This window comes from Sphingobium sp. B1D7B, from assembly GCF_025961965.1.
GTDB lineage: Bacteria > Pseudomonadota > Alphaproteobacteria > Sphingomonadales > Sphingomonadaceae > Sphingobium.
The window spans coordinates 1,350,083-1,366,893 of record NZ_JAOQOR010000001.1; the positions used below are offsets into that span (position 1 = coordinate 1,350,083).

Consider the following 16,811-nt stretch of genomic DNA (forward strand, 5'->3'; position numbering starts at 1 on the left):
GTGCGCGGAGACATGGGAGGCAGGTTATGAAACTGATAGCACTTTTGGCGATCGGCCTGATGGCTGTCATGAGCCCTGGGGCCACATTGGCGCAGGAGGCCGCGGCTCACGAGATGACCCGGCAGAGATTCGAGGAGTATCTCCGGCTCTTCAATGCGGGGGATGAGCGCTTTGCTCAATTCTATGCCAATGATGTTGTCTTCCATCACGCGCCGATGTTCGGGGTGTTGAAGGGGCGCCAGGCGATCGTCGACTTCTACAAGAACATTCGCTTGCAGGTCAGCGAGGAGGTGACGCCCCATGTGGTGGTGGTGGACAATCGGCAGGGGCTGATGGCGGCCGAGCTCAGCACGCGGCTCGTCGCCCTCAGGGATGGCGTGGCAATGCCGTCCGGTAATCTCAAAAGAGGCGACATGATCATGACCGAAGGGACGGTTTATTACACGCTGGAAAACGGGCTTATCTCCACCATCAGGGGGAGCCGGTCGGGCGCGCAGAAAGTTCCGGCTGGCTCCGCTGCGCGCTGAGGAGGTTCAGCAGGGTCGAAAAACAACTCTTAACACGGCACGAGGAGAGGCCATGCCTGGCATTGAACATCAGCAGTCGGCAGCAGGCTCGGTAGGGCGCCGGACCTTCTTGAAGGGAAGTGCCTCCTCAGTGGCAGGGACGCTGCTCTTGGCCGGAACAGCGTGGGGAAAAGGCGCGCAGCGTTCCTTCGGGCCGGTCGTGGAGACTGCTCATGGCGCTATCCGCGGCTTTCTGTCAGAGGGGATCCACAGCTTTCGCGGGGTTCCCTACGGTGCCTCGACGGCGGGCCGAAACCGTTTTCGCCCCCCGGAAACTCCGCGGGCATGGCATGGCGTGCTCAATGCATTGGGTTGGGGCGCCACCGCCCCGCAAGGCGATTCGACCACCGATCGCAGCTTCGCCGACAACCCCTATGCGCTGGCTGAAGGTGATGTGGGTCTGCAGACCTACGAGAGCGAGGACTGTCTGGTTCTCAATGTCTGGACACCGTCTGTAAACGACGACGCCGGTCGACCGGTCATGCTGTGGCTGCATGGCGGCGGCTTCTGGTCAGGCTCCGCATCGACCGCCGTCCACGATGGTGAAAGGCTCTCGCGCTTCGGTGACGTGGTGGTCGTCAGTTGCAACCATCGGCTGAACGTCCTGGGGTTTACGCCTGTCGATGCCGCTGGCTTCGAAGGCTCCGGCAATGCCGGGATGCTCGACATCCTCCTGGTTCTCCAGTGGATACAAAGCAACATTAGTCGCTTTGGCGGCGATCCGAAGAACGTGACGATCTTCGGCTATTCGGGGGGGGGCCAGAAAGTGTCGGCCCTCATGGCAATGCCGCAGGCACGTGGCCTCTTCCACAAGGCCATCGTCCAGAGCGGGCAAACGCCAGCCCTGCTTACCGCAGAGCAAGGCGAGGATGTGACGCACCGGCTTTGTGCCGCGCTCGCTGTCGCGCCCGGCGACACGGCCGCGCTGCAGGCGCTGCCCGTCGACAGGCTGCTTTCGGCGTATCGCGCTGTGATCTCGCAACCGCCTAGCCAGCTTTGGGGCTTTCCGTCCCGCTTCTCGCCGGTCGTGGATGGTCAGGTCATCGCGGGGCAACCGCTGGAGCTCTCGGTCCTGGCGCTCTCCGCGCACGTGCCGCTGATGATTGGCAGCGCACGGCAGGAAATGGCGGCGGTCACCCTGAGTGGCAATCCGCAGGCGCATCATATGCGCTTCGAGGACCTTCCGACGCGACTGGCCGGTTATGTTGGCAAGGATCCGACGGCTGTCATAGCAGGATACCGCGACATCTATCCTGCGATGACCCCCTGGGACCTCTATGCGATCATGACGGCCGACATCCCGACGCGGATCAACTCGATCAGAATAGCGCAACGACGGAACGCGGCACGGGCCGCGCCTGTCTTCATGTACCGGGTCGATTGGCAGACGCCGGGTTTCAACGGGCAGATGAAGGCCCCGCATGGTCTCGAAGTGCCCTTGGTCTTCCGCAATGTGCAGGAAGGATCCGGCGTCAACGGGGGCGGCGAGGATGCAGAGGCATTGTCCGAGCGATTGAGTTCGGCTTGGGTCGCCTTCGCACGAAGCGGTGCGCCGAGCACCCCGGCCCTCGAATGGCCGGCCTATGAGCGGACGCGCAGAGCCACGATGCTCTTCGATCGCGAATGCCGCATCGCGGATGATCCGGACGGTGAAGCACGCCGGCTGCTGGACCAGCTTCGTATCGGACAGGCATTGTGACGAGTGCCACCTCGAATCTGTTGATAAGCCGCAAAGGAGAGCGCGAATGAACGTGAATGTGGGGCGCAGGGTCATGGCTGCGATACTGGTGGCGAGCGGTTTCGGCACTGCTCTGGGCGGCACAGCTGCATTCGCCCAACCCTCCGAAGAGGTGAAGACATATCGTATGCAAATGTTCGATCCGCCGCTCCGGATGCTCGCGAACCGCACGCTGGCCGAGATGTTCAACACCGCGCCGGTCGCCGCCAGCCCGGACGTCCTCGCGTTGCGTCAGCGGCAGCGCCCGCTCGACTTCACCTACGAGTTCAACAAACAGCGCCGGAATGCATCAGATATCGTCGAGCGGACGCAGACCGACGCATTGCTGATCATGAAGAACGGTGAGATCGTCTACGAAGGATATTACAATCACTCCAGCGAAGGGACCCTCTTCAATTCCTACTCGGTTGCGAAATCCTTCAACGCGATCATGGTCGGCCTCGCGCTGCGTGAGGGAAAAATCGCATCGCTGACCACACCGATCATCACCTACATCCCGGAATTGAAGGGATCCGGATATGAAGGAACGACCGTGCGCGATCTTCTGGAGATGCGGTCGGGCGTGGATTGGGTCGATAACTTCATGACGCCCGGCAACCTGGCTTACGATGCCCATGTGGCGTCGTGGGTTCAGGAAAAGGCGCGTTACACGGATGCAGCGGCGCTGACCAAGCCTGCCCACAAGCCGGGGACCCATTTCGTTTACAACAGCATGGATGCAGCGCTTGTCGGGCTGGTGGTCGAGCGCGCGGCCGGGATGCCGGTTAGTCGCTATCTCAGCGAGCGCCTGTGGAAGCCCGGCGGCATGGAGGCTGATGGCTTCTATGTCATCGATGGACCTGCTGGCGTGGGTCGCGAATTCACAGCGGGCGGGTTCAACGCGCGGTTGAGGGACTACGGGCGGATCGGACAGCTCATGTTGAACGAAGGCGCGCTCAACGGAAAGCAACTGATTCCTGCCGACTATGTGCGAACGCTCCGCCAGAGCATTACTGTCGATACGGGTGAGGGCCTGGGCTATGGTTACTTCTGGTGGACCCAACCGGGCACGCAGGCCTTTTCAGCCATCGGTGGAGAGGGCCAGTTCATCTATGTCGATCCGGAACATAAGACGGTGGTCGTAAAACTCAGCCACGGCCCGGTGGGGCCGGATGCAGTTCCAGTCATGGCCGAGACGATGGAGTTTCTGAAAGCCGCTGCACGGTGGAACCCGAAATGAGGTAGGCGGGCCGGGTTGTCGCCCAGTCTGGCGATAGCCCGACCCGAACGCGCGGCTAGCCCTCCACGACATGGGGCGCGATCGCGACGATTTTCTTGGCGATCGAGCGGAGCCCCGCATCCATGGTCGTCAGGTCCGCAGACGAAAGATTCTCCATCCACTGCTCATAGAATTCGTCGCGTTCACCGCGAATGGCGGACCGTACGCGTTCACCTTCGGCGGTCAGCATGACGACGCGGCTCTTGAGGTTCTTCGGATTGCGGTAGCGCTGGATGAAGCCACGTTTTTCAAGCGACCGAAGGGCGCGACTAACCTCGGCCGGGTCAACCAGAGAACGTTGCGCAATTTGGGTGGCATTGCAGGGCTGAAGCTCCACGATCTGGGCCATGGCTCGCCACTCGGCCAAGGACAGGCTTGCCACTTGCTTGACATGATGAGCCGTGATGCGATCCACCAGCTTGGCGACCAGCAGCACGAGGTAAGGGATGTTCCACGCCCCCGCTGTGCTCCACTGCTGCTCCAATATGGCCATCATCCGTTCGACTTCGCGGGAGTCCGGGTATATCGCGGGTTCCTGCCTTATGCGTTGCTCTGAAACAGTTCCGTTGGGCGGGCAGTTTTTCATAGACTAGCGCCTAGCATGGCTCTTCCTACGTGGGAATGAACACGTGCAAATGGGACGGAATCTCGACAGCCGCCAATCTGGCGGCGGCCTCGTCGGTGCCACGCAAAGGGTCACGGGGCCCTCGATATACCGCCTACTGAATCAGGTCGAAGTAATCAGCTTGTTTCTCGGGGACTGCCGAACCCGTGTTACGCACTAGCCAAGGCTGTCATCCCTATTAATGCCGCGCTGGCCGACGTTCTGGCGCAGGAGGCGTCGCTCCAGTCCGCTTGGTATCAGGGCTCGCTTTGCGCGTCCGATACGCCCTGAATAATCTTCTCCAGAATGTGGCTGGCGACATCCATTTCTTCCAAGGTGAGGCCGGCGAAGGCTTTGCCTCGAAACCGGGAGAGCGCGGGCTGCACCTGCGCGATAACATCGAGTCCGGCCGGCGTGATCTCGATGTAGCGGGATCTCTTGTCGTTGGGGTTATCGATGCGCCGGATGAGGCCGTCCTCCTCAAGGGAGTTCAGCGTCCTGATTAGCGGCGGCCACTGAATGGCGAGGCGTGCCGAAAGGTCAGATGTCGTGACCGGGGGCGGGGCGACGCTGAGCACGAACAAGGTTTGCCACCGCGAGCGCGACTGCCCTGTTGTCGGCATCATCCGGCTTTCGACATATGTCCCCCAGCGGCGTGCTGCCAGCGACAATAAGCGGGTCAGTTCGAACTCCATCTCATCACGTACATCTCCGGAAGAATAGCCTCCATGATGCGAGGGCTGGCCGTCCGATGGATCGGAACGATCGAATTTTTCAGGCGCCATTCCGTTTCCTTGCCTCTCTATGCCCCGGAAAGGGCAACCTCCAATTAGCGGTCGGCCACCTTCTGTAAAAGGTGCCCGTGGATCGCCTCACGATCCGGCTCAATCGTTTTGACTTTTTATGTACCCTGATACACAAAGGCGTCGAGAGCCGACCGAGAAGCTCGAGGGACAGGAGATCTGGAAGATGCGAACGATCATCCATGTGCGCGCAGGCGCGAGCGTGCTGGCGATCATGAGCTTGATCGCAATGACGGCCGCTCAACCGGCCAGTGCGCAGGTCGCCGCTCAGGACGACGCTGAAGGCTCAGCTGAAAGCGCGCCTGAGCAGGCCATCGTGGTCACCGGTACGCGCCTTGGCGGTGGTTTCAACGCTCCCACGCCCGTGACCAGCATCGGCTCCGAGCGCCTCGAAGCCCTCGGCATCAACAATGTCGGCGAGGCGCTCAATCAGTTGCCGAGTTTTCGCGCCTCGAGCGGGCCGGCGGCGCAGGCCAATCTCGGCGGATATATCGGTGCCCGGCTGCTCGACCTGCGTGGTCTTGAACCCCAGCGTACCCTCGTCCTGGTGGACGGCAAGCGCTTCGTGCCCAGCACGGTTCAAGGATCGGTCGACACCAACCTGATTCCGTCGTCCCTGCTGAAGACCGTGGACGTGGTCACGGGCGGCGCATCGGCGGCCTACGGGTCTGATGCGGTTGCCGGCGTGGTGAACTTCATCCTTGATCGCCGGAAAACCGGGCTCGACGGAGAATTTTCTGCCGGCGTGTCGCAGCGTGGCGACGATGGCAATCTGTTCGCCAGCCTGTCCGGCGGCATGAGCCTGGGCGACCGCATTCACGTCATTGCGGCCGTCGAATATGAAAAGCTTGAGGGTTTGGGTGACTGCACCACGCGCAGCTGGTGCAACAGTCAGACCTTGATCCTCGGCAATACCCCGGGCGCGGGTGGCCAGCCTGCCAATCTGATCGTGCCTGGTGTCAATACGTCCACCATGTCGCCCGGCGGGCTCATCAACCGGTCCTACAACGCTGCCGGTGCGGTGATCGGCACAACCGCGAGCGATCCACTGCGCGGCACCAAGTTCCTGGCGGATGGCACGCCCGGACGCTTCCAATATGGCACGCTCGTTGGGCCGCTGTTCATGCTCGGTGGCGAGGGGCAGGGCCGGAACGGCTTTGTGTCGAGTTTGCGCCTGAAGGTGCCGCTGGAGCGTGTGTCCACTTACGGTGCTCTGACCGCTGACCTGAGCGACGATGTGACGCTGAGCGCCGACGTTTCCTACGGGCGGGTCAAGGGCACGGTCGAGGGCGCAATTTTCCGGGATTTCAACGGGACGCTCCTGGGACGCATCAAGCGGGACAACCCCTTCATCCCGCAGTCTGTCCAGACAGCGATGGATGCCAACGGCGTCGCTTCCTTCATTCTCGGCAAGGCCTCCTTCGATCTGGGACCGGGCGTGGCGACATCCACAACCGAAACCTATCGTGGGGTGCTGGGTCTCGAAGCGCGGCTGAGCGACCGATGGACGCTGAATGGCTTCTATCAATATGGCCGCACCAACTTCACCCAGAGCGCGACGAACCTCGTCAATCTTGCCAAGCTGGGCCGGGCGGTCGATGCGGTTCAGTCCGGCGGAAACGCCATTTGCCGTGTGAATGCGGACGCAAGCACAACCAACGACGATCCCGCATGCGTCGCTTTCAACCCCTTTGGCGAGGGGCGGTATAGCGCTGCGGCCGCCGCTTATATCACCGACGATGGCTTCCAGCGCACCGTGAACGACCAACACGTCGTTGGGCTCGACGTGCGTGGTGAGCTGTTTGATTTGCCGGCGGGCCCGGTAAGTGTCGCGGTGGGCGGCGAATATCGCCGCGACAAGGTCGATGGCACGGCTGATCCGGTTTCAGCAGCGAACGGCTTTTATGCATTGAACGGGTCCGCGTTGAGCGGTGCCGTCACGGTCAAGGAAGTGTTCGGCGAAATCGCGGTGCCTGTTCTTCGGGACAGCGCGCTCGGCGCCGCGCTAGACCTCAATGGCGCGATCCGGCGGACGGACTACAGTACGACGGGCGCGGTGACGACCTGGAAGGCCGGCCTCGTCTATGAGCCGATCGATGGCCTGCGCCTGCGCGGCACACGCTCGCGAGACATTCGCGCGCCCAACATCTTCGAACTGTTCGGGCCGCAGACGCTGCGCTCCATTGGCTTGTCCGATCCATTGAACAATGGCCTGCAAACCAATCCGTTCGTGCTCACCGGATCCAATCCCGACCTCTCCGTTGAGACGGCGGACAGCTGGACGGGCGGCGTGGTCATCACACCGCGCGGCGGCGCTTTGCAGCGCATGAAGTTGTCGGTGGACTACTATAATATCAAGGTCGCCGGGGCGATCGGGGCGCTTGGCGCGCAGACGTTGGTCAACCGTTGTGCGCAGGGTGCCACCACCTTCTGCAATCAGATCACGCGGGATGCGAACAATCAAATCCTGCAGGTGCGGGACGTGATCCTCAATTCGAATGCGTTGAAAACCAGCGGCTTCGACATCGAGCTGCAATATCGCCAGCCGCTCGGTGGCTGGGGCGATCTCAACGCGCAGCTCATAGCCAATGTGACGCAGGAACTCACCACCGTCGACTCGCTCGGCGCGGTGGATCGCGCGGGGCAGACCGGCGTGCGCACCGGCACGATCCCTGGCGTGCCGGATTATGTGCTGGATGGCGTCGTGACGCTGACGGCCGGCAAGGTCCAGCTTACCGGACATGGCCGCTACATCCCGTCGGGCATTTACTGGACGAACTTCATCGGCCCCGATCAGGATGGTTACTCGATCACCTTGCCCAACAGCGTGGACAACAATCGGGTGCCGGCGCGCTTCTATCTCGACCTCACGGCGCGCGTGAATGTCGACGCTGGCATTGGCAGGACGTTCCAGCTCTTCGCCACGGTGAACAACGTGTTGGATCGTGATCCGCCCTCGTTGCCAGGACCGTCCGGCGGCACCAACCAGATCCTGTTCGATCCTGTCGGCCGCGCATTCAAGGTCGGCGCGCGGTTCCACTTCGGCGGTTGATGCACCCTTGCGGAGGCGATCTTCACCTCCGCCAATCTCGCTCCAGTGAGGCGATCAAATTGATAGCTTTGGCATCTTTAAAATGGTGAGAGTTCGAACGTCGGTATCACTACGCCTTGAAAAATTCGACGTAAAACCGGACCGGCCCGAGGAGTTCGATGTGGTGCAGTAAGGTTGGCTCGACTAATCCGGGTCCCTTTGCGGCAGTTAGTACACGCCGGATGGAGGGCCGACGCGGGTCGGTCACTACGAAGAGGAGCTCACCTTCCTCAACATGAACGAGCCCCCAGGTGCCGTCCTTCGTCGAATGATCTTTGCGAAGGCCGTCCGGAATCGTTTCTTCGCTGAAGGTCGGGGTTCGTTGGTATGAGGCCACATTGAATGGTAGTTCCGCAGTCATTCGGCTCTCCTGGCGTGGTGGAAGTCGATGCCAAGCTGAAGGCTTTCGGCGATCCGGTCGGCCTTGTCCTGAAACCTGGCCGCAGCGGCGGGGGTGAGAATGTCGTCCGTGGTTTGCTTCCAAAGGTTGAGCCAGCCGATGAACGCTTCCTTCGTGAGCTTGTCTGCATAGCGGACATGGACTGCCATTGGCTGGCCCTTATAGCGCCCGGTGGTCAGCATCACCGAAGACCAGAAATCCTGCAGCTTGGCCAAGTGATGAGGCCAGTCATCAATGGCGGTTTCGAAAATCGGTCCCAGCATTGGGTCCTGCCGGACACGCTCGTAAAATGCCGGCACGAGGCGGGCGATGTCCTGTTCGGTGATCTCAACGTCGCTCATTTCAGGCGGCGTCGCTGGTTTGACAGAGGGTGCGGAGGGTTTCGGCAAGCTCGTCTCCCAAAAGCGGCTTTTCGATAACGACCACCCCTTTTGAGGTGGCGTGTTCATGCAACTTCCGCGTGGGATTCGTCGCAAGGAGGATTGCCGGCGCAGCTATTCCGCTCGCGCGCAGTTCCTGGAGAAATGCCAAGCCGTGCCCGCGGTAGCCTTGGTCTATGACGAGACAGCGCGCGTTCCCATAGATTGCCCCCTGCGCCGCACCATCGGCTATGATGTAACCTTCAAGCGCAAGCGCGAACTGCAAGGAGGCGAGGACCGGCTGGTCATTTTCGAAAAGCATGACAAGGTCCTTTTGCATTGCCTCTCCTCCTTGCCCTGTTGCGACTTCAGGCGGCCTTCTTCCAGTTCGGAACCAGCTCGGCATGGGGCGGGCACTCCGCGACGGTTGCCGAAACTGGCAGCTCGCCGAGTTCATTGGCAAAGCTGTGGTTGACGTCGCGATGGTGCGCTTCGTCAGCCCGGACTACCAGGATCACGTCCCGCAGGGTGGCATCGTCGGCAAGGCCCCAATAGTGCTTGGCGATCGCCGGCGCTGGAATGTTTGGACTGCGGCCTTCGTCGATCTCGGCGAGGTAATGGGTGTAGCTGATCACCGCCTCTTCCTCGAAATAGCCGACCACACGGTGCGCCGTCTTGGCGCTCACTAGATAGAGACCAAAGAAAAACAGGTAAAACACCCACTGCACTCCGATGATGACCGCCCTTTCGAACCAGGTCGGCTTGGAAACCTCAATGAACGTCATAAGGTGCATGCGCTCATTCTCGGCCTCATCCATGAGCGTCTTGATCCAACCCTTATCGTCGCACATGCGGCGCAGGCAGGCGAGGTGGTTGATCGTTGCGCCGACCATGCCGGGCACGGCCGCTACGGTTTCCAGCACGACGGCCCGATGACCGTACCGCTGCGCGAAGAAGGTGTCGGCGCACCAGCGCAGAACTTTGGTGAAGCCGAGAGCGACCTTATCCGACAGGCCGTGGGCCTTGTGATGGACGCCGAGATCGATGAAGGGTGGGTTCATGAAACTTCTCCGGTTGCGGCGCGATTGACTGCGCGCCGCCGATAGGCCGTAACTAGGCGAGTAAACGGAGCGCTGGAATTTGGATGATCTCCCTACTGTTCCGCCCCTAAGGGCTTTCCCGGAGGTCAGTCGACGGGCGAGCTTCGCCAGCCACTTTCTGCCGCGGCTATCACTTCCTATGGCGCTCAGCCTAGCCTTGCTGGCTATCGCTGTGGGCGCCGCCGTAAGGCTATGCTTTGCCGAAGAACTCGGAGCGCGCGCAACCTTCATCTTCTTTGTACCCGGAGTCGTGGTAGCCAGCGCGCTCTCGGGCATCCGCGCTGGCGCACTGGCGGCGTTGGCGGGCGCAGCCGGCGGGCTGTGGTGCGACCGGGTCACAGCACCGATCGAGAACGGCAGCTTGATTGCAGCAGTCGCATTTGTGGTGATCGGCCTTGCCATCGCCGTTGGCGGCGAATGGTTCCAGCGGGCCCGAATTGATACTGAGACGGCTGCAGCTGGATTGGCAAGCCGCGAAGCGCATCTGCGCTCCATCCTGGACACCGTACCCGACGCTATGGTGGTGATCGATGCGCGCGGATCGATCCGTGACTTCAGTCCAGCGGCCGAGCGGACATTCGGCTGGAGCGCGGAGGAAATCATTGGCCAAAACGTTCGGATGCTCATGCCCGAGCCATATCGCAGCGCGCATGACGGCTACCTCGATCGCTATTATCAGACGGGCGAAAAACGCATTATAGGAAAAGGTCGGATCGTCGTGGGTCAGCGCCGCGACGGCTCAACGTTCCCCATCGAGCTCGCTGTGGGCGAGGTCCGCGCCGACGGGCAGCGGCAGTTCACCGGCTTCGTCCGGGATTTGACCGAACGTCAACATGCCGAAGCTCGCTTGCAGGAGTTGCAGAATGAGCTCGTCCATGTGTCCCGACTGACTGCACTCGGAGAAATGGCTTCGGCGCTGGCGCATGAGCTGAATCAACCACTTTCTGCCATCGCGAACTATCTTAAGGGCAGCAAGATGCTCCTTGAGCGGGAGCAGGCCGCAAACCCGCGGGTTGTAGATGCCGTGCAGCGCGCTGCGACTGAGGCGCTTCGCGCGGGCGATATTATCCGCCGGCTGAGGGATTTTGTGGCTCGCGGGGAAACCGAGCGGGCGCTGGAAAACCTGCCCAAGCTGGTGGAGGAAGCCAGTGCGCTGGCTCTCGTCGGAGCCAAAGAACATGACATTCGGGTTCAATATGAATTTAGCTCTGAAGTCGAACTCGTGCTCGCAGATAAGGTGCAGGTCCAGCAGGTCGTGTTCAATCTCGTTCGTAATGCGGTCGATGCGATGGCCAACCCGGCGATCTTCCGACGAGAGCTCATTGTCGCAATCGAGCCGCTCGAAGACGATCTGGCGCGCGTCTCGGTGTCGGACACGGGCGCAGGCATTGCGCCGGATGTTGCCGACCGACTGTTTCAGCCCTTCATCACGACCAAGCGCACTGGTATGGGCGTCGGCCTGTCCATCTCGCGCACCATCATTGAGGCGCATGGTGGGCGCATTTGGGCGCAACCCACCGAAGAAGGCGGGGCGATGTTCAGCTTTACCCTGCCGCGCGTGGAAAAGGACGGGCTATACGATGGCGAGTGATCCGATCGTTTACGTGATTGACGATGACGAGAGCGCGAGACATTCGCTGGAATTCCTCCTTGATGTCGCCGGCATCCGGGTCCGTTCCTTCTCTTCGGCCGACGCCTTCCTCAAATCGTCACCGCCTCTTGCCGGAGCCTGCGTGGTAACCGATGTGCGGATGCCAGGTTTGGGCGGCGTGGAACTGGTCGAGGAGTTGCGCCGCAGAGGCAATTCGGTGCCGGCGATCGTGGTGACAGGACACGCCGATGTCCCCTTGGCGATCCAGGCCATGAAAGCCGGGGTAACCGACTTTATCGAGAAGCCGTTCGATGATGAGGCGATCCTTGGCGCCATTCGGCAGGCCTTGGCACGTCAGATCGGCGACGAGGGTGCGCAGGCCGAGCGGCTGACGGTGCTCGATCGCATTGCTACGCTGAGCCCCCGTGAGCACGAGGTGATGGACGGTCTGGTCGCGGGTCACGCCAACAAGGCGATCGCCTATGATCTGGAGATCAGCGCGCGCACCGTAGAGGTCTACAGAGCTAACGTTATGATGAAGATGCAGGCCAAAACTTTGTCCGACCTCGTACGGATGGTGACGATCACGCGGATTACCGTTCAGTGACAGCTTCGGTGACAATGGTGTACCGGAGTATCCGATATTGGACACTTCGCGTCAGAGCAGCAGCAATCGCGTTACCGGGGAGCCGCTCCGCCCGCTCCGGATCGTGAACGATGCAGGCGCTGCGGCTGAGCCGCCCTCATGGTCTCACAGCAGGCGATCGCTGCGTAAGGAGTTTGCTGGCTAATGTATCTCGCGCGCCTCGGATCGTGTCCATGCAAGTCGTGCCTGTTGACGATAGCATGTTGCTCAATCTGAGCGGCGCACATGCACCGTTCTTCACCCGTAACATCGTCGTTCTTCGGGATGAGGACGGTCGGACGGGCTTGGGGGAAGTGCCCGGCGGTGAGGCAATCCGCGCCACGCTTGAAGAAGCGCGACATGTTGTCGAGGGCGCTCAGGTGGGCAATCACAACGCGATCCTCATGCAGGTCGAACAACGCTTCTCCGGGCGAGACACCGCGGGCCGCGGTCTCCAGACCTTCGATTTGCGGATCACCGTCCATGTTGTGACGGCGATCGAAAGTGCGATGCTCGATCTCCTCGGGCAATTTCTGGAACTGCCGGTTGCCGCCCTCCTGGGCAGCGGGCAACAGCGCGATCGCGTCGAGGTTTTGGGCTACCTTTTCTATGTCGCCGATAAGGCGCTGGCAGACCGGTCCTATCGTGATGAGGGCGATAGCCTCGACCTTGGTTTCGACGACGCAATGAGACAGCGTTGACGCTCGACGCCATCGTCGCCCAAGCCGAAGCGGCCGCGCGCCGTTACGGTTTCCGGAACTTCAAGCTCAAAGGGGGCGTCTTCGCTGGCGACGAAGAAATACAGGCGACCGAGGCGTTGAAGGCACGCTTCCCCGAGGCGCGGATCACGCTCGATCCCAATGGCGCCTGGCTTCTCGATGAGGCTATCCGGTTGTGCGAGGGCCGCGGCGATATTCTGGCTTATGTCGAGGACCCGTGCGGCGCAGAGGCGGGATTCTCCGGCCGCGAGTTGATGGCTGAGTTCCCTCGCGCCACCGGCCTGCCGACCGCAACCAACATGATCGCCACGGACTGGCGCCAATTGACGCATGCCCTCGCCTTGCAATCGGTCGACATTCCTCTGGCGGATCCCCATTTCTGGACGATGCAAGGCTCGGTTCGCGTTGGGCAGCTCTGTGAGAATTGGGGCCTCACCTGGGGTTCGCACTCGAACAACCACACCAACATCTCGCTGGCCATGTTCACGCACGTCGCCGGGGCGGTCCCGGGCCGCGTGACGGAGATCGACACGCACTAGATCTGGCAAGACGGTGCGTTTCTGACAACCAATCCCCCACGCATTTCGGATGTGTTCATTGACATACCCAAGGGCCCGGGGCTCGGCGTCAATCTAGATGAGGACGCACTGGACTGAGCCCATCGCCTCTACATTGAACACGCTCTAGGCGGCCGTGACGATGCTGCGGGAATGCAATCGCTGATCCAAGGCTGGCAATTCGATCCGAAACGACCTTGTATGGTCCGCTAATTCGGGCCATCTATATATTCTGAAGAAACGTTGCGCCGCACTCTACGTAAGCCTTGTCGAGCATCCCGTGCGCCTCGGATTGGCGATGGTCCCGGTTAGCACCTTGTTGCTAGCTAACTGGCCGTTCACGCTGACTGTCATCATGCCAATCAACAAACCGCTGATGGCAATGCCCGGTATCGAGGCGTGCGCCGATAGCCGAGCGATGCTGGTGAAGTGGGGAAAACTACACGACGTAAGAAGCGCACTGGGCGCGGCGACGACATTACTGTTTGCATGGGCGTTGGCAGGCGCAGCCTGACGCACGCTAACCTCCCAAACGCCTTTGTTCTCGGCGGCGTCGACCAGGTGAAGAAGTACACATCTGTCTCGGGAACGTCTCACCCTAGCAATAGGGGGCGTTCGGGTTGATGGAGGTTCCGCGATGGGATCCGCCCCAAAAGCGGTCACTCGCCGATCTTGATGTGCCCCCTACAAGCCGACGTTGGCTCAGCCTGACCCATCGACCGCGTTCAGGCGGGCTGTCGGGATGCGGATGACCGCAATGGTGTGGGAAGCAGCCGCTAAAGAACGGTTGTCGTGGCTGCCTGCGGTTCCAATGTTGGGCGGGCCAAATAGCCCGAGATCTGGTAAGCCACTCCTGCAAGGCTGTTAACTGGAGAACGACTATGCGGGGGTCGTACGATCTTTCTGCCTTTACAGAGCAAGTTGGTCGGGTCGAGGATCTCGAGCAGCTTTGGTCAACAATGGTGAAATTCTACAGTGCAGCAGGCTTTGGCGGAATTGTTTACATCGTATTCAGTCGAGGTCGGCGCGGGGAGGTTGCGATACTCCTCCCACATGGATACCCCCCAGCCATAACCGATGCTTTATGGAGTTGGGATACGGCAAAGATGATCCCAATTTTCGCTATGTTTTGGAGACAGGGCGCCCCGGCCTGCGTAGCCGAGTTGGGGATTTTATCCAGCTCAAGGAGGAGGAAAAGAAACTCGTCGCTGCGCTCAGGGGGCTGAACCATTCTGATACCTTGGCTCTGCCAGTTTTTGGTCCAAATAGCTATGTTGGCATCGTGGCGGTCGGCCTTGCCAGCGCTGTTACTTTTGAGCGGTCGAACTGGACTGAGTTACAGTGGGCAGCCCAATGCGCCCATATCAGAGGACTTAATTTACAGCCGGAAAGTGCAGTCGCGTCTCACAACCTCTCACCTCGTGAGGTGGAGGTTTAAGCTGGGTGGCAAAAGGCAAAAGCAACAATGTCATTGCCAAAATTCTTTCTGTCGCGCCGGGCACTGTCGACACTTACTTGCGGCGTGTCTTTAATAAGCTCGGCGTGGCCGACCGGACGACCGCCGCGGTAAAAGGTGTAGGTATGGGGCTCATTCAGGCCTAGCATCGATCTTCCTCCAGACAGTGCTGCGATCCTTAGCTGTTGCGTTGATCTGCGCCGTCAGGTTTGACCCTCACTATGAATGGTGATTTTGCATTCCACGCCCTCAGGAGCAAACAGATGCTCCACCTTCGCGATGCCATATTGGGCGTGAAGCAATGCTGAGCCCATACCGCGGCGCGCTGGTTCCTGCACGCATGGACCGCCCCGTTCCTTCCAGGAAATGACGAGATTTTTCTGATCCTCCTCCGTGTGCCATTGGATTTCCACGCGACCGGTATTCGCAGAGAGCGCTCCATATTTGACCGCGTTTGTGCACAGCTCGTGGAGTGCAAGTCCCAGCGGGATGCAACTGACTTGCGGCAATCTCCAATCAGGACCCGCTATGGTGAAATTCGCGCCATCCTTGAATGGGGCGACAGCAACATCGACCAGCGTTCCGATTTCGCGTTTCGATGCCTTGTCCGCATTAGCCATGTCGGTAACGCGTGCCATCGCCTGGATACGAGCAGAGAAATCCTCCAGAAAGCTGGAAGGATCAGATCTGCGATGCGTAAGAACCGCCATTGATTGTACGATCGCCAGCATGTTCTTTGCCCGATGCCTCAGTTCGGCATTGAGCATGGTTTCGCGCTGGTGGGACAGCTCGAGGTCGAGGAGCAAGCGCCGGATGGCCTCGCCGATGTTGATGAGGATGACGCAGGAAAAGACAAACAGCCCAGCCATGATGAAATCGGCAGCTTCAAAATCAAGTATCGTGAAGCCAGGCCGGAACATTCGATTTGCCACGACGGCCGAAAAAAAAGCCGTCGCCGTAGCCCACTTCCATCCAAGAAAGAGGGATGCCAGGACGACCGCGGGAAAATAGGTAACAAACGGGACACCCGCTTCACCACGATCAATTGCCAATCTGAGCGCCGTCGGTGCGACAACGGAAAAGATCGTCCAGATCAGTTTGGCTCCGACGGAGCGCTCGGTCAGGATAGCTTTCTTGATCGATGATAATCGTACCACGGGCGATCACTCCCCTGTCGTCGAGACTGCCATGCGAAAATGTGGTTAACAACAACGAATTTCGCCTTATCATTCAAACGCGTTTTTATCTGTCCCGCGCAACCAGCACAGATTGTCAATACGCCATACCGGTTAGGCAAGGAGCTATCGACATTTCTTGGCGATGCGCATCAGGTCTTTGGCAGCGGGGTATCTCCGCGTCATCGGGCATGCCGCGGACCCATGGTAGCGTTTAAGCTGCCACGGTCATATTCCGCCAACATAGCGTTGTTCAGCACGCTTCGCTCGAGCGTCGAAGCCGGTCATTCGTTAGTGGGGAGGGCCCTAGCTGGATTTGCGAACATATCTGACGCTCATGCGAATAAATGCGTGACCTCTGCGTCAGGCATGAGAGCCCCAATCAGTAGAGAACGGTGACAACTTTCTGGGTTGCGCTCAAAACAAAGCAAGGCGGTAGGCATCTCGTTCACGAGGTCGCATAACTGCGCTCCTTGCGCGATTGCTTCGGGCAGCTCGAGCTGACCAGCATAAACCTCGGCCAAGCGAGCATGATCGCCTTTTCTCGCAGCTTCGCGGCCTGCAGGGGGCGTGCCAAGAGCCTTCAATCCGACATAGGCAATATCCGCCTCTCGTAACCCGGCCGCCAAAATATTCTTCGAAAAGCCCGGTCGGCGGGAAAGCGGGACTGCGCGAACGTCAGCGACGCATTTCACGCCGGCACGAAGCAAAGCGGATACAAATTCCGCCTGGGTCGCACCTTCATATCCAATCGAAAATATCCTCATTC

19 protein-coding genes are annotated in these 16,811 nt (G+C 60.2%); 11 read left to right on the forward strand and 8 right to left on the reverse strand.

Annotated features, from left to right (window positions below; translation table 11 throughout):
- Positions 1-26 precede the first annotated feature (26 nt).
- From M2336_RS06125 to M2336_RS06135, 3 genes are read left to right on the forward strand one after another with little or no spacing between them, the layout of a single operon-like run.
- Positions 27-527 (forward strand): nuclear transport factor 2 family protein, encoded by a 501-nt coding sequence (locus M2336_RS06125; RefSeq protein WP_264592670.1) that lies wholly within the window; start codon positions 27-29, stop codon positions 525-527.
- Positions 528-579: 52 nt separating this feature from the next.
- Complete coding sequence (locus M2336_RS06130) at positions 580-2,265, forward strand: carboxylesterase/lipase family protein (RefSeq protein ID WP_264592671.1); 1,686 nt, start codon at positions 580-582, stop codon at positions 2,263-2,265.
- Positions 2,266-2,311: 46 nt separating this feature from the next.
- On the forward strand, positions 2,312-3,523 hold the full coding sequence (locus M2336_RS06135) for a serine hydrolase domain-containing protein (protein ID WP_264592672.1): 1,212 nt from the start codon (positions 2,312-2,314) through the stop codon (positions 3,521-3,523).
- A 55-nt stretch (positions 3,524-3,578) separates the two neighbouring features.
- On the opposite strand, the gene M2336_RS06140 is transcribed toward M2336_RS06135, so the two are convergent.
- Complete coding sequence (locus M2336_RS06140; protein WP_264592673.1) at positions 3,579-4,148, reverse strand: MarR family winged helix-turn-helix transcriptional regulator; 570 nt, start codon at positions 4,146-4,148, stop codon at positions 3,579-3,581.
- Positions 4,149-4,423: 275 nt separating this feature from the next.
- Positions 4,424-4,951, reverse strand: a complete 528-nt coding sequence (locus M2336_RS06145) for a MarR family winged helix-turn-helix transcriptional regulator (RefSeq protein WP_264592674.1) — start codon at positions 4,949-4,951, stop codon at positions 4,424-4,426.
- Positions 4,952-5,135: 184 nt separating this feature from the next.
- Between M2336_RS06145 and M2336_RS06150 the strand changes: the two genes are divergently transcribed.
- Positions 5,136-8,021 (forward strand): TonB-dependent receptor domain-containing protein, encoded by a 2,886-nt coding sequence (locus M2336_RS06150; protein WP_264592675.1) that lies wholly within the window; start codon positions 5,136-5,138, stop codon positions 8,019-8,021.
- Between the two features lie 109 nt (positions 8,022-8,130).
- Here M2336_RS06150 and M2336_RS06155 read toward each other — a convergent pair whose 3' ends face one another.
- The 4 genes from M2336_RS06155 to M2336_RS06170 are packed head-to-tail and all read right to left on the reverse strand — an operon-like array spanning position 8,131 to position 9,880.
- Positions 8,131-8,421, reverse strand: coding sequence for a DUF1971 domain-containing protein (locus M2336_RS06155; RefSeq protein WP_264592676.1), 291 nt, complete (start codon positions 8,419-8,421; stop codon positions 8,131-8,133).
- Positions 8,418-8,801, reverse strand: coding sequence for a group III truncated hemoglobin (locus tag M2336_RS06160; RefSeq protein WP_264592677.1), 384 nt, complete (start codon positions 8,799-8,801; stop codon positions 8,418-8,420). The genes M2336_RS06155 and M2336_RS06160 overlap by 4 nt, the downstream gene beginning before the upstream one ends.
- A gap of 1 nt (position 8,802) precedes the next feature.
- A complete protein-coding gene (locus tag M2336_RS06165; protein ID WP_264592678.1) occupies positions 8,803-9,159 on the reverse strand; it encodes a histidine kinase in 357 nt (118 codons plus the stop codon).
- Between the two features lie 28 nt (positions 9,160-9,187).
- A complete protein-coding gene (locus M2336_RS06170) occupies positions 9,188-9,880 on the reverse strand; it encodes an alternative oxidase (RefSeq protein ID WP_264592679.1) in 693 nt (230 codons plus the stop codon).
- 178 nt (positions 9,881-10,058) lie between these two features.
- On the opposite strand from M2336_RS06170, the gene M2336_RS06175 reads away from it, so the two are divergent.
- The 7 genes from M2336_RS06175 to M2336_RS06205 all read left to right on the forward strand — a co-directional run bounded on the left by M2336_RS06175 (position 10,059) and on the right by M2336_RS06205 (position 15,013).
- Positions 10,059-11,510: a two-component system sensor histidine kinase NtrB gene (locus M2336_RS06175; protein WP_264592680.1), complete on the forward strand. Its 1,452-nt coding sequence runs from the start codon at positions 10,059-10,061 to the stop codon at positions 11,508-11,510.
- Positions 11,500-12,117 (forward strand): response regulator FixJ, encoded by a 618-nt coding sequence (gene fixJ, locus M2336_RS06180; protein ID WP_264592681.1) that lies wholly within the window; start codon positions 11,500-11,502, stop codon positions 12,115-12,117. The genes M2336_RS06175 and fixJ overlap by 11 nt, the downstream gene beginning before the upstream one ends.
- A 212-nt stretch (positions 12,118-12,329) precedes the next feature.
- Positions 12,330-12,836 carry a hypothetical protein gene (locus M2336_RS06185; protein ID WP_264592682.1) on the forward strand — a complete coding sequence of 169 codons (507 nt, stop codon included), beginning with the start codon at positions 12,330-12,332 and terminating at the stop codon, positions 12,834-12,836.
- Positions 12,833-13,393 carry an enolase C-terminal domain-like protein gene (locus M2336_RS06190; RefSeq protein ID WP_264592683.1) on the forward strand — a complete coding sequence of 187 codons (561 nt, stop codon included), beginning with the start codon at positions 12,833-12,835 and terminating at the stop codon, positions 13,391-13,393. Before M2336_RS06185 ends, M2336_RS06190 begins: the two co-directional genes overlap by 4 nt.
- Positions 13,394-13,691: 298 nt before the next feature.
- Positions 13,692-13,925, forward strand: coding sequence for a DUF1772 domain-containing protein (locus M2336_RS06195; RefSeq protein ID WP_264592684.1), 234 nt, complete (start codon positions 13,692-13,694; stop codon positions 13,923-13,925).
- A gap of 570 nt (positions 13,926-14,495) precedes the next feature.
- Positions 14,496-14,849, forward strand: a complete 354-nt coding sequence (locus M2336_RS06200; RefSeq protein WP_264592685.1) for a hypothetical protein — start codon at positions 14,496-14,498, stop codon at positions 14,847-14,849.
- A 5-nt stretch (positions 14,850-14,854) separates the two neighbouring features.
- On the forward strand, positions 14,855-15,013 hold the full coding sequence (locus M2336_RS06205; protein ID WP_264592686.1) for a response regulator transcription factor: 159 nt from the start codon (positions 14,855-14,857) through the stop codon (positions 15,011-15,013).
- Positions 15,014-15,070: 57 nt separating this feature from the next.
- On the opposite strand, the gene M2336_RS06210 is transcribed toward M2336_RS06205, so the two are convergent.
- Both M2336_RS06210 and M2336_RS06215 read right to left on the reverse strand, forming a co-directional pair.
- Positions 15,071-16,024, reverse strand: a complete 954-nt coding sequence (locus M2336_RS06210; RefSeq protein ID WP_264592687.1) for a sensor histidine kinase — start codon at positions 16,022-16,024, stop codon at positions 15,071-15,073.
- A 353-nt stretch (positions 16,025-16,377) separates the two neighbouring features.
- Positions 16,378-16,809, reverse strand: coding sequence for a DUF488 family protein (locus tag M2336_RS06215; RefSeq protein ID WP_264592688.1), 432 nt, complete (start codon positions 16,807-16,809; stop codon positions 16,378-16,380).
- Between the last annotated feature and the right edge of the window lie 2 nt (positions 16,810-16,811).

Bases quoted from the DNA above. Each gene is read 5' to 3' on its own strand.
- M2336_RS06165 (WP_264592678.1), bottom strand. From the start codon at position 9,159: ATGCAAAAGGACCTTGTCATGCTTTTCGAAAATGACCAGCCGGTCCTC.
- M2336_RS06135 (WP_264592672.1), top strand. From the start codon at position 2,312: ATGAACGTGAATGTGGGGCGCAGGGTCATGGCTGCGATACTGGTGGCG.
- M2336_RS06200 (WP_264592685.1), top strand. From the start codon at position 14,496: ATGGAGTTGGGATACGGCAAAGATGATCCCAATTTTCGCTATGTTTTG.
- M2336_RS06170 (WP_264592679.1), bottom strand. From the start codon at position 9,880: ATGAACCCACCCTTCATCGATCTCGGCGTCCATCACAAGGCCCACGGC.
- M2336_RS06160 (WP_264592677.1), bottom strand. From the start codon at position 8,801: ATGAGCGACGTTGAGATCACCGAACAGGACATCGCCCGCCTCGTGCCG.
- M2336_RS06150 (WP_264592675.1), top strand. From the start codon at position 5,136: ATGCGAACGATCATCCATGTGCGCGCAGGCGCGAGCGTGCTGGCGATC.
- M2336_RS06145 (WP_264592674.1), bottom strand. From the start codon at position 4,951: ATGGCGCCTGAAAAATTCGATCGTTCCGATCCATCGGACGGCCAGCCC.
- M2336_RS06175 (WP_264592680.1), top strand. From the start codon at position 10,059: ATGGCGCTCAGCCTAGCCTTGCTGGCTATCGCTGTGGGCGCCGCCGTA.
- fixJ (WP_264592681.1), top strand. From the start codon at position 11,500: ATGGCGAGTGATCCGATCGTTTACGTGATTGACGATGACGAGAGCGCG.
- M2336_RS06140 (WP_264592673.1), bottom strand. From the start codon at position 4,148: ATGAAAAACTGCCCGCCCAACGGAACTGTTTCAGAGCAACGCATAAGG.
- M2336_RS06130 (WP_264592671.1), top strand. From the start codon at position 580: ATGCCTGGCATTGAACATCAGCAGTCGGCAGCAGGCTCGGTAGGGCGC.
- M2336_RS06215 (WP_264592688.1), bottom strand. From the start codon at position 16,809: ATGAGGATATTTTCGATTGGATATGAAGGTGCGACCCAGGCGGAATTT.
- M2336_RS06125 (WP_264592670.1), top strand. From the start codon at position 27: ATGAAACTGATAGCACTTTTGGCGATCGGCCTGATGGCTGTCATGAGC.
- M2336_RS06155 (WP_264592676.1), bottom strand. From the start codon at position 8,421: ATGACTGCGGAACTACCATTCAATGTGGCCTCATACCAACGAACCCCG.
- M2336_RS06185 (WP_264592682.1), top strand. From the start codon at position 12,330: ATGCAAGTCGTGCCTGTTGACGATAGCATGTTGCTCAATCTGAGCGGC.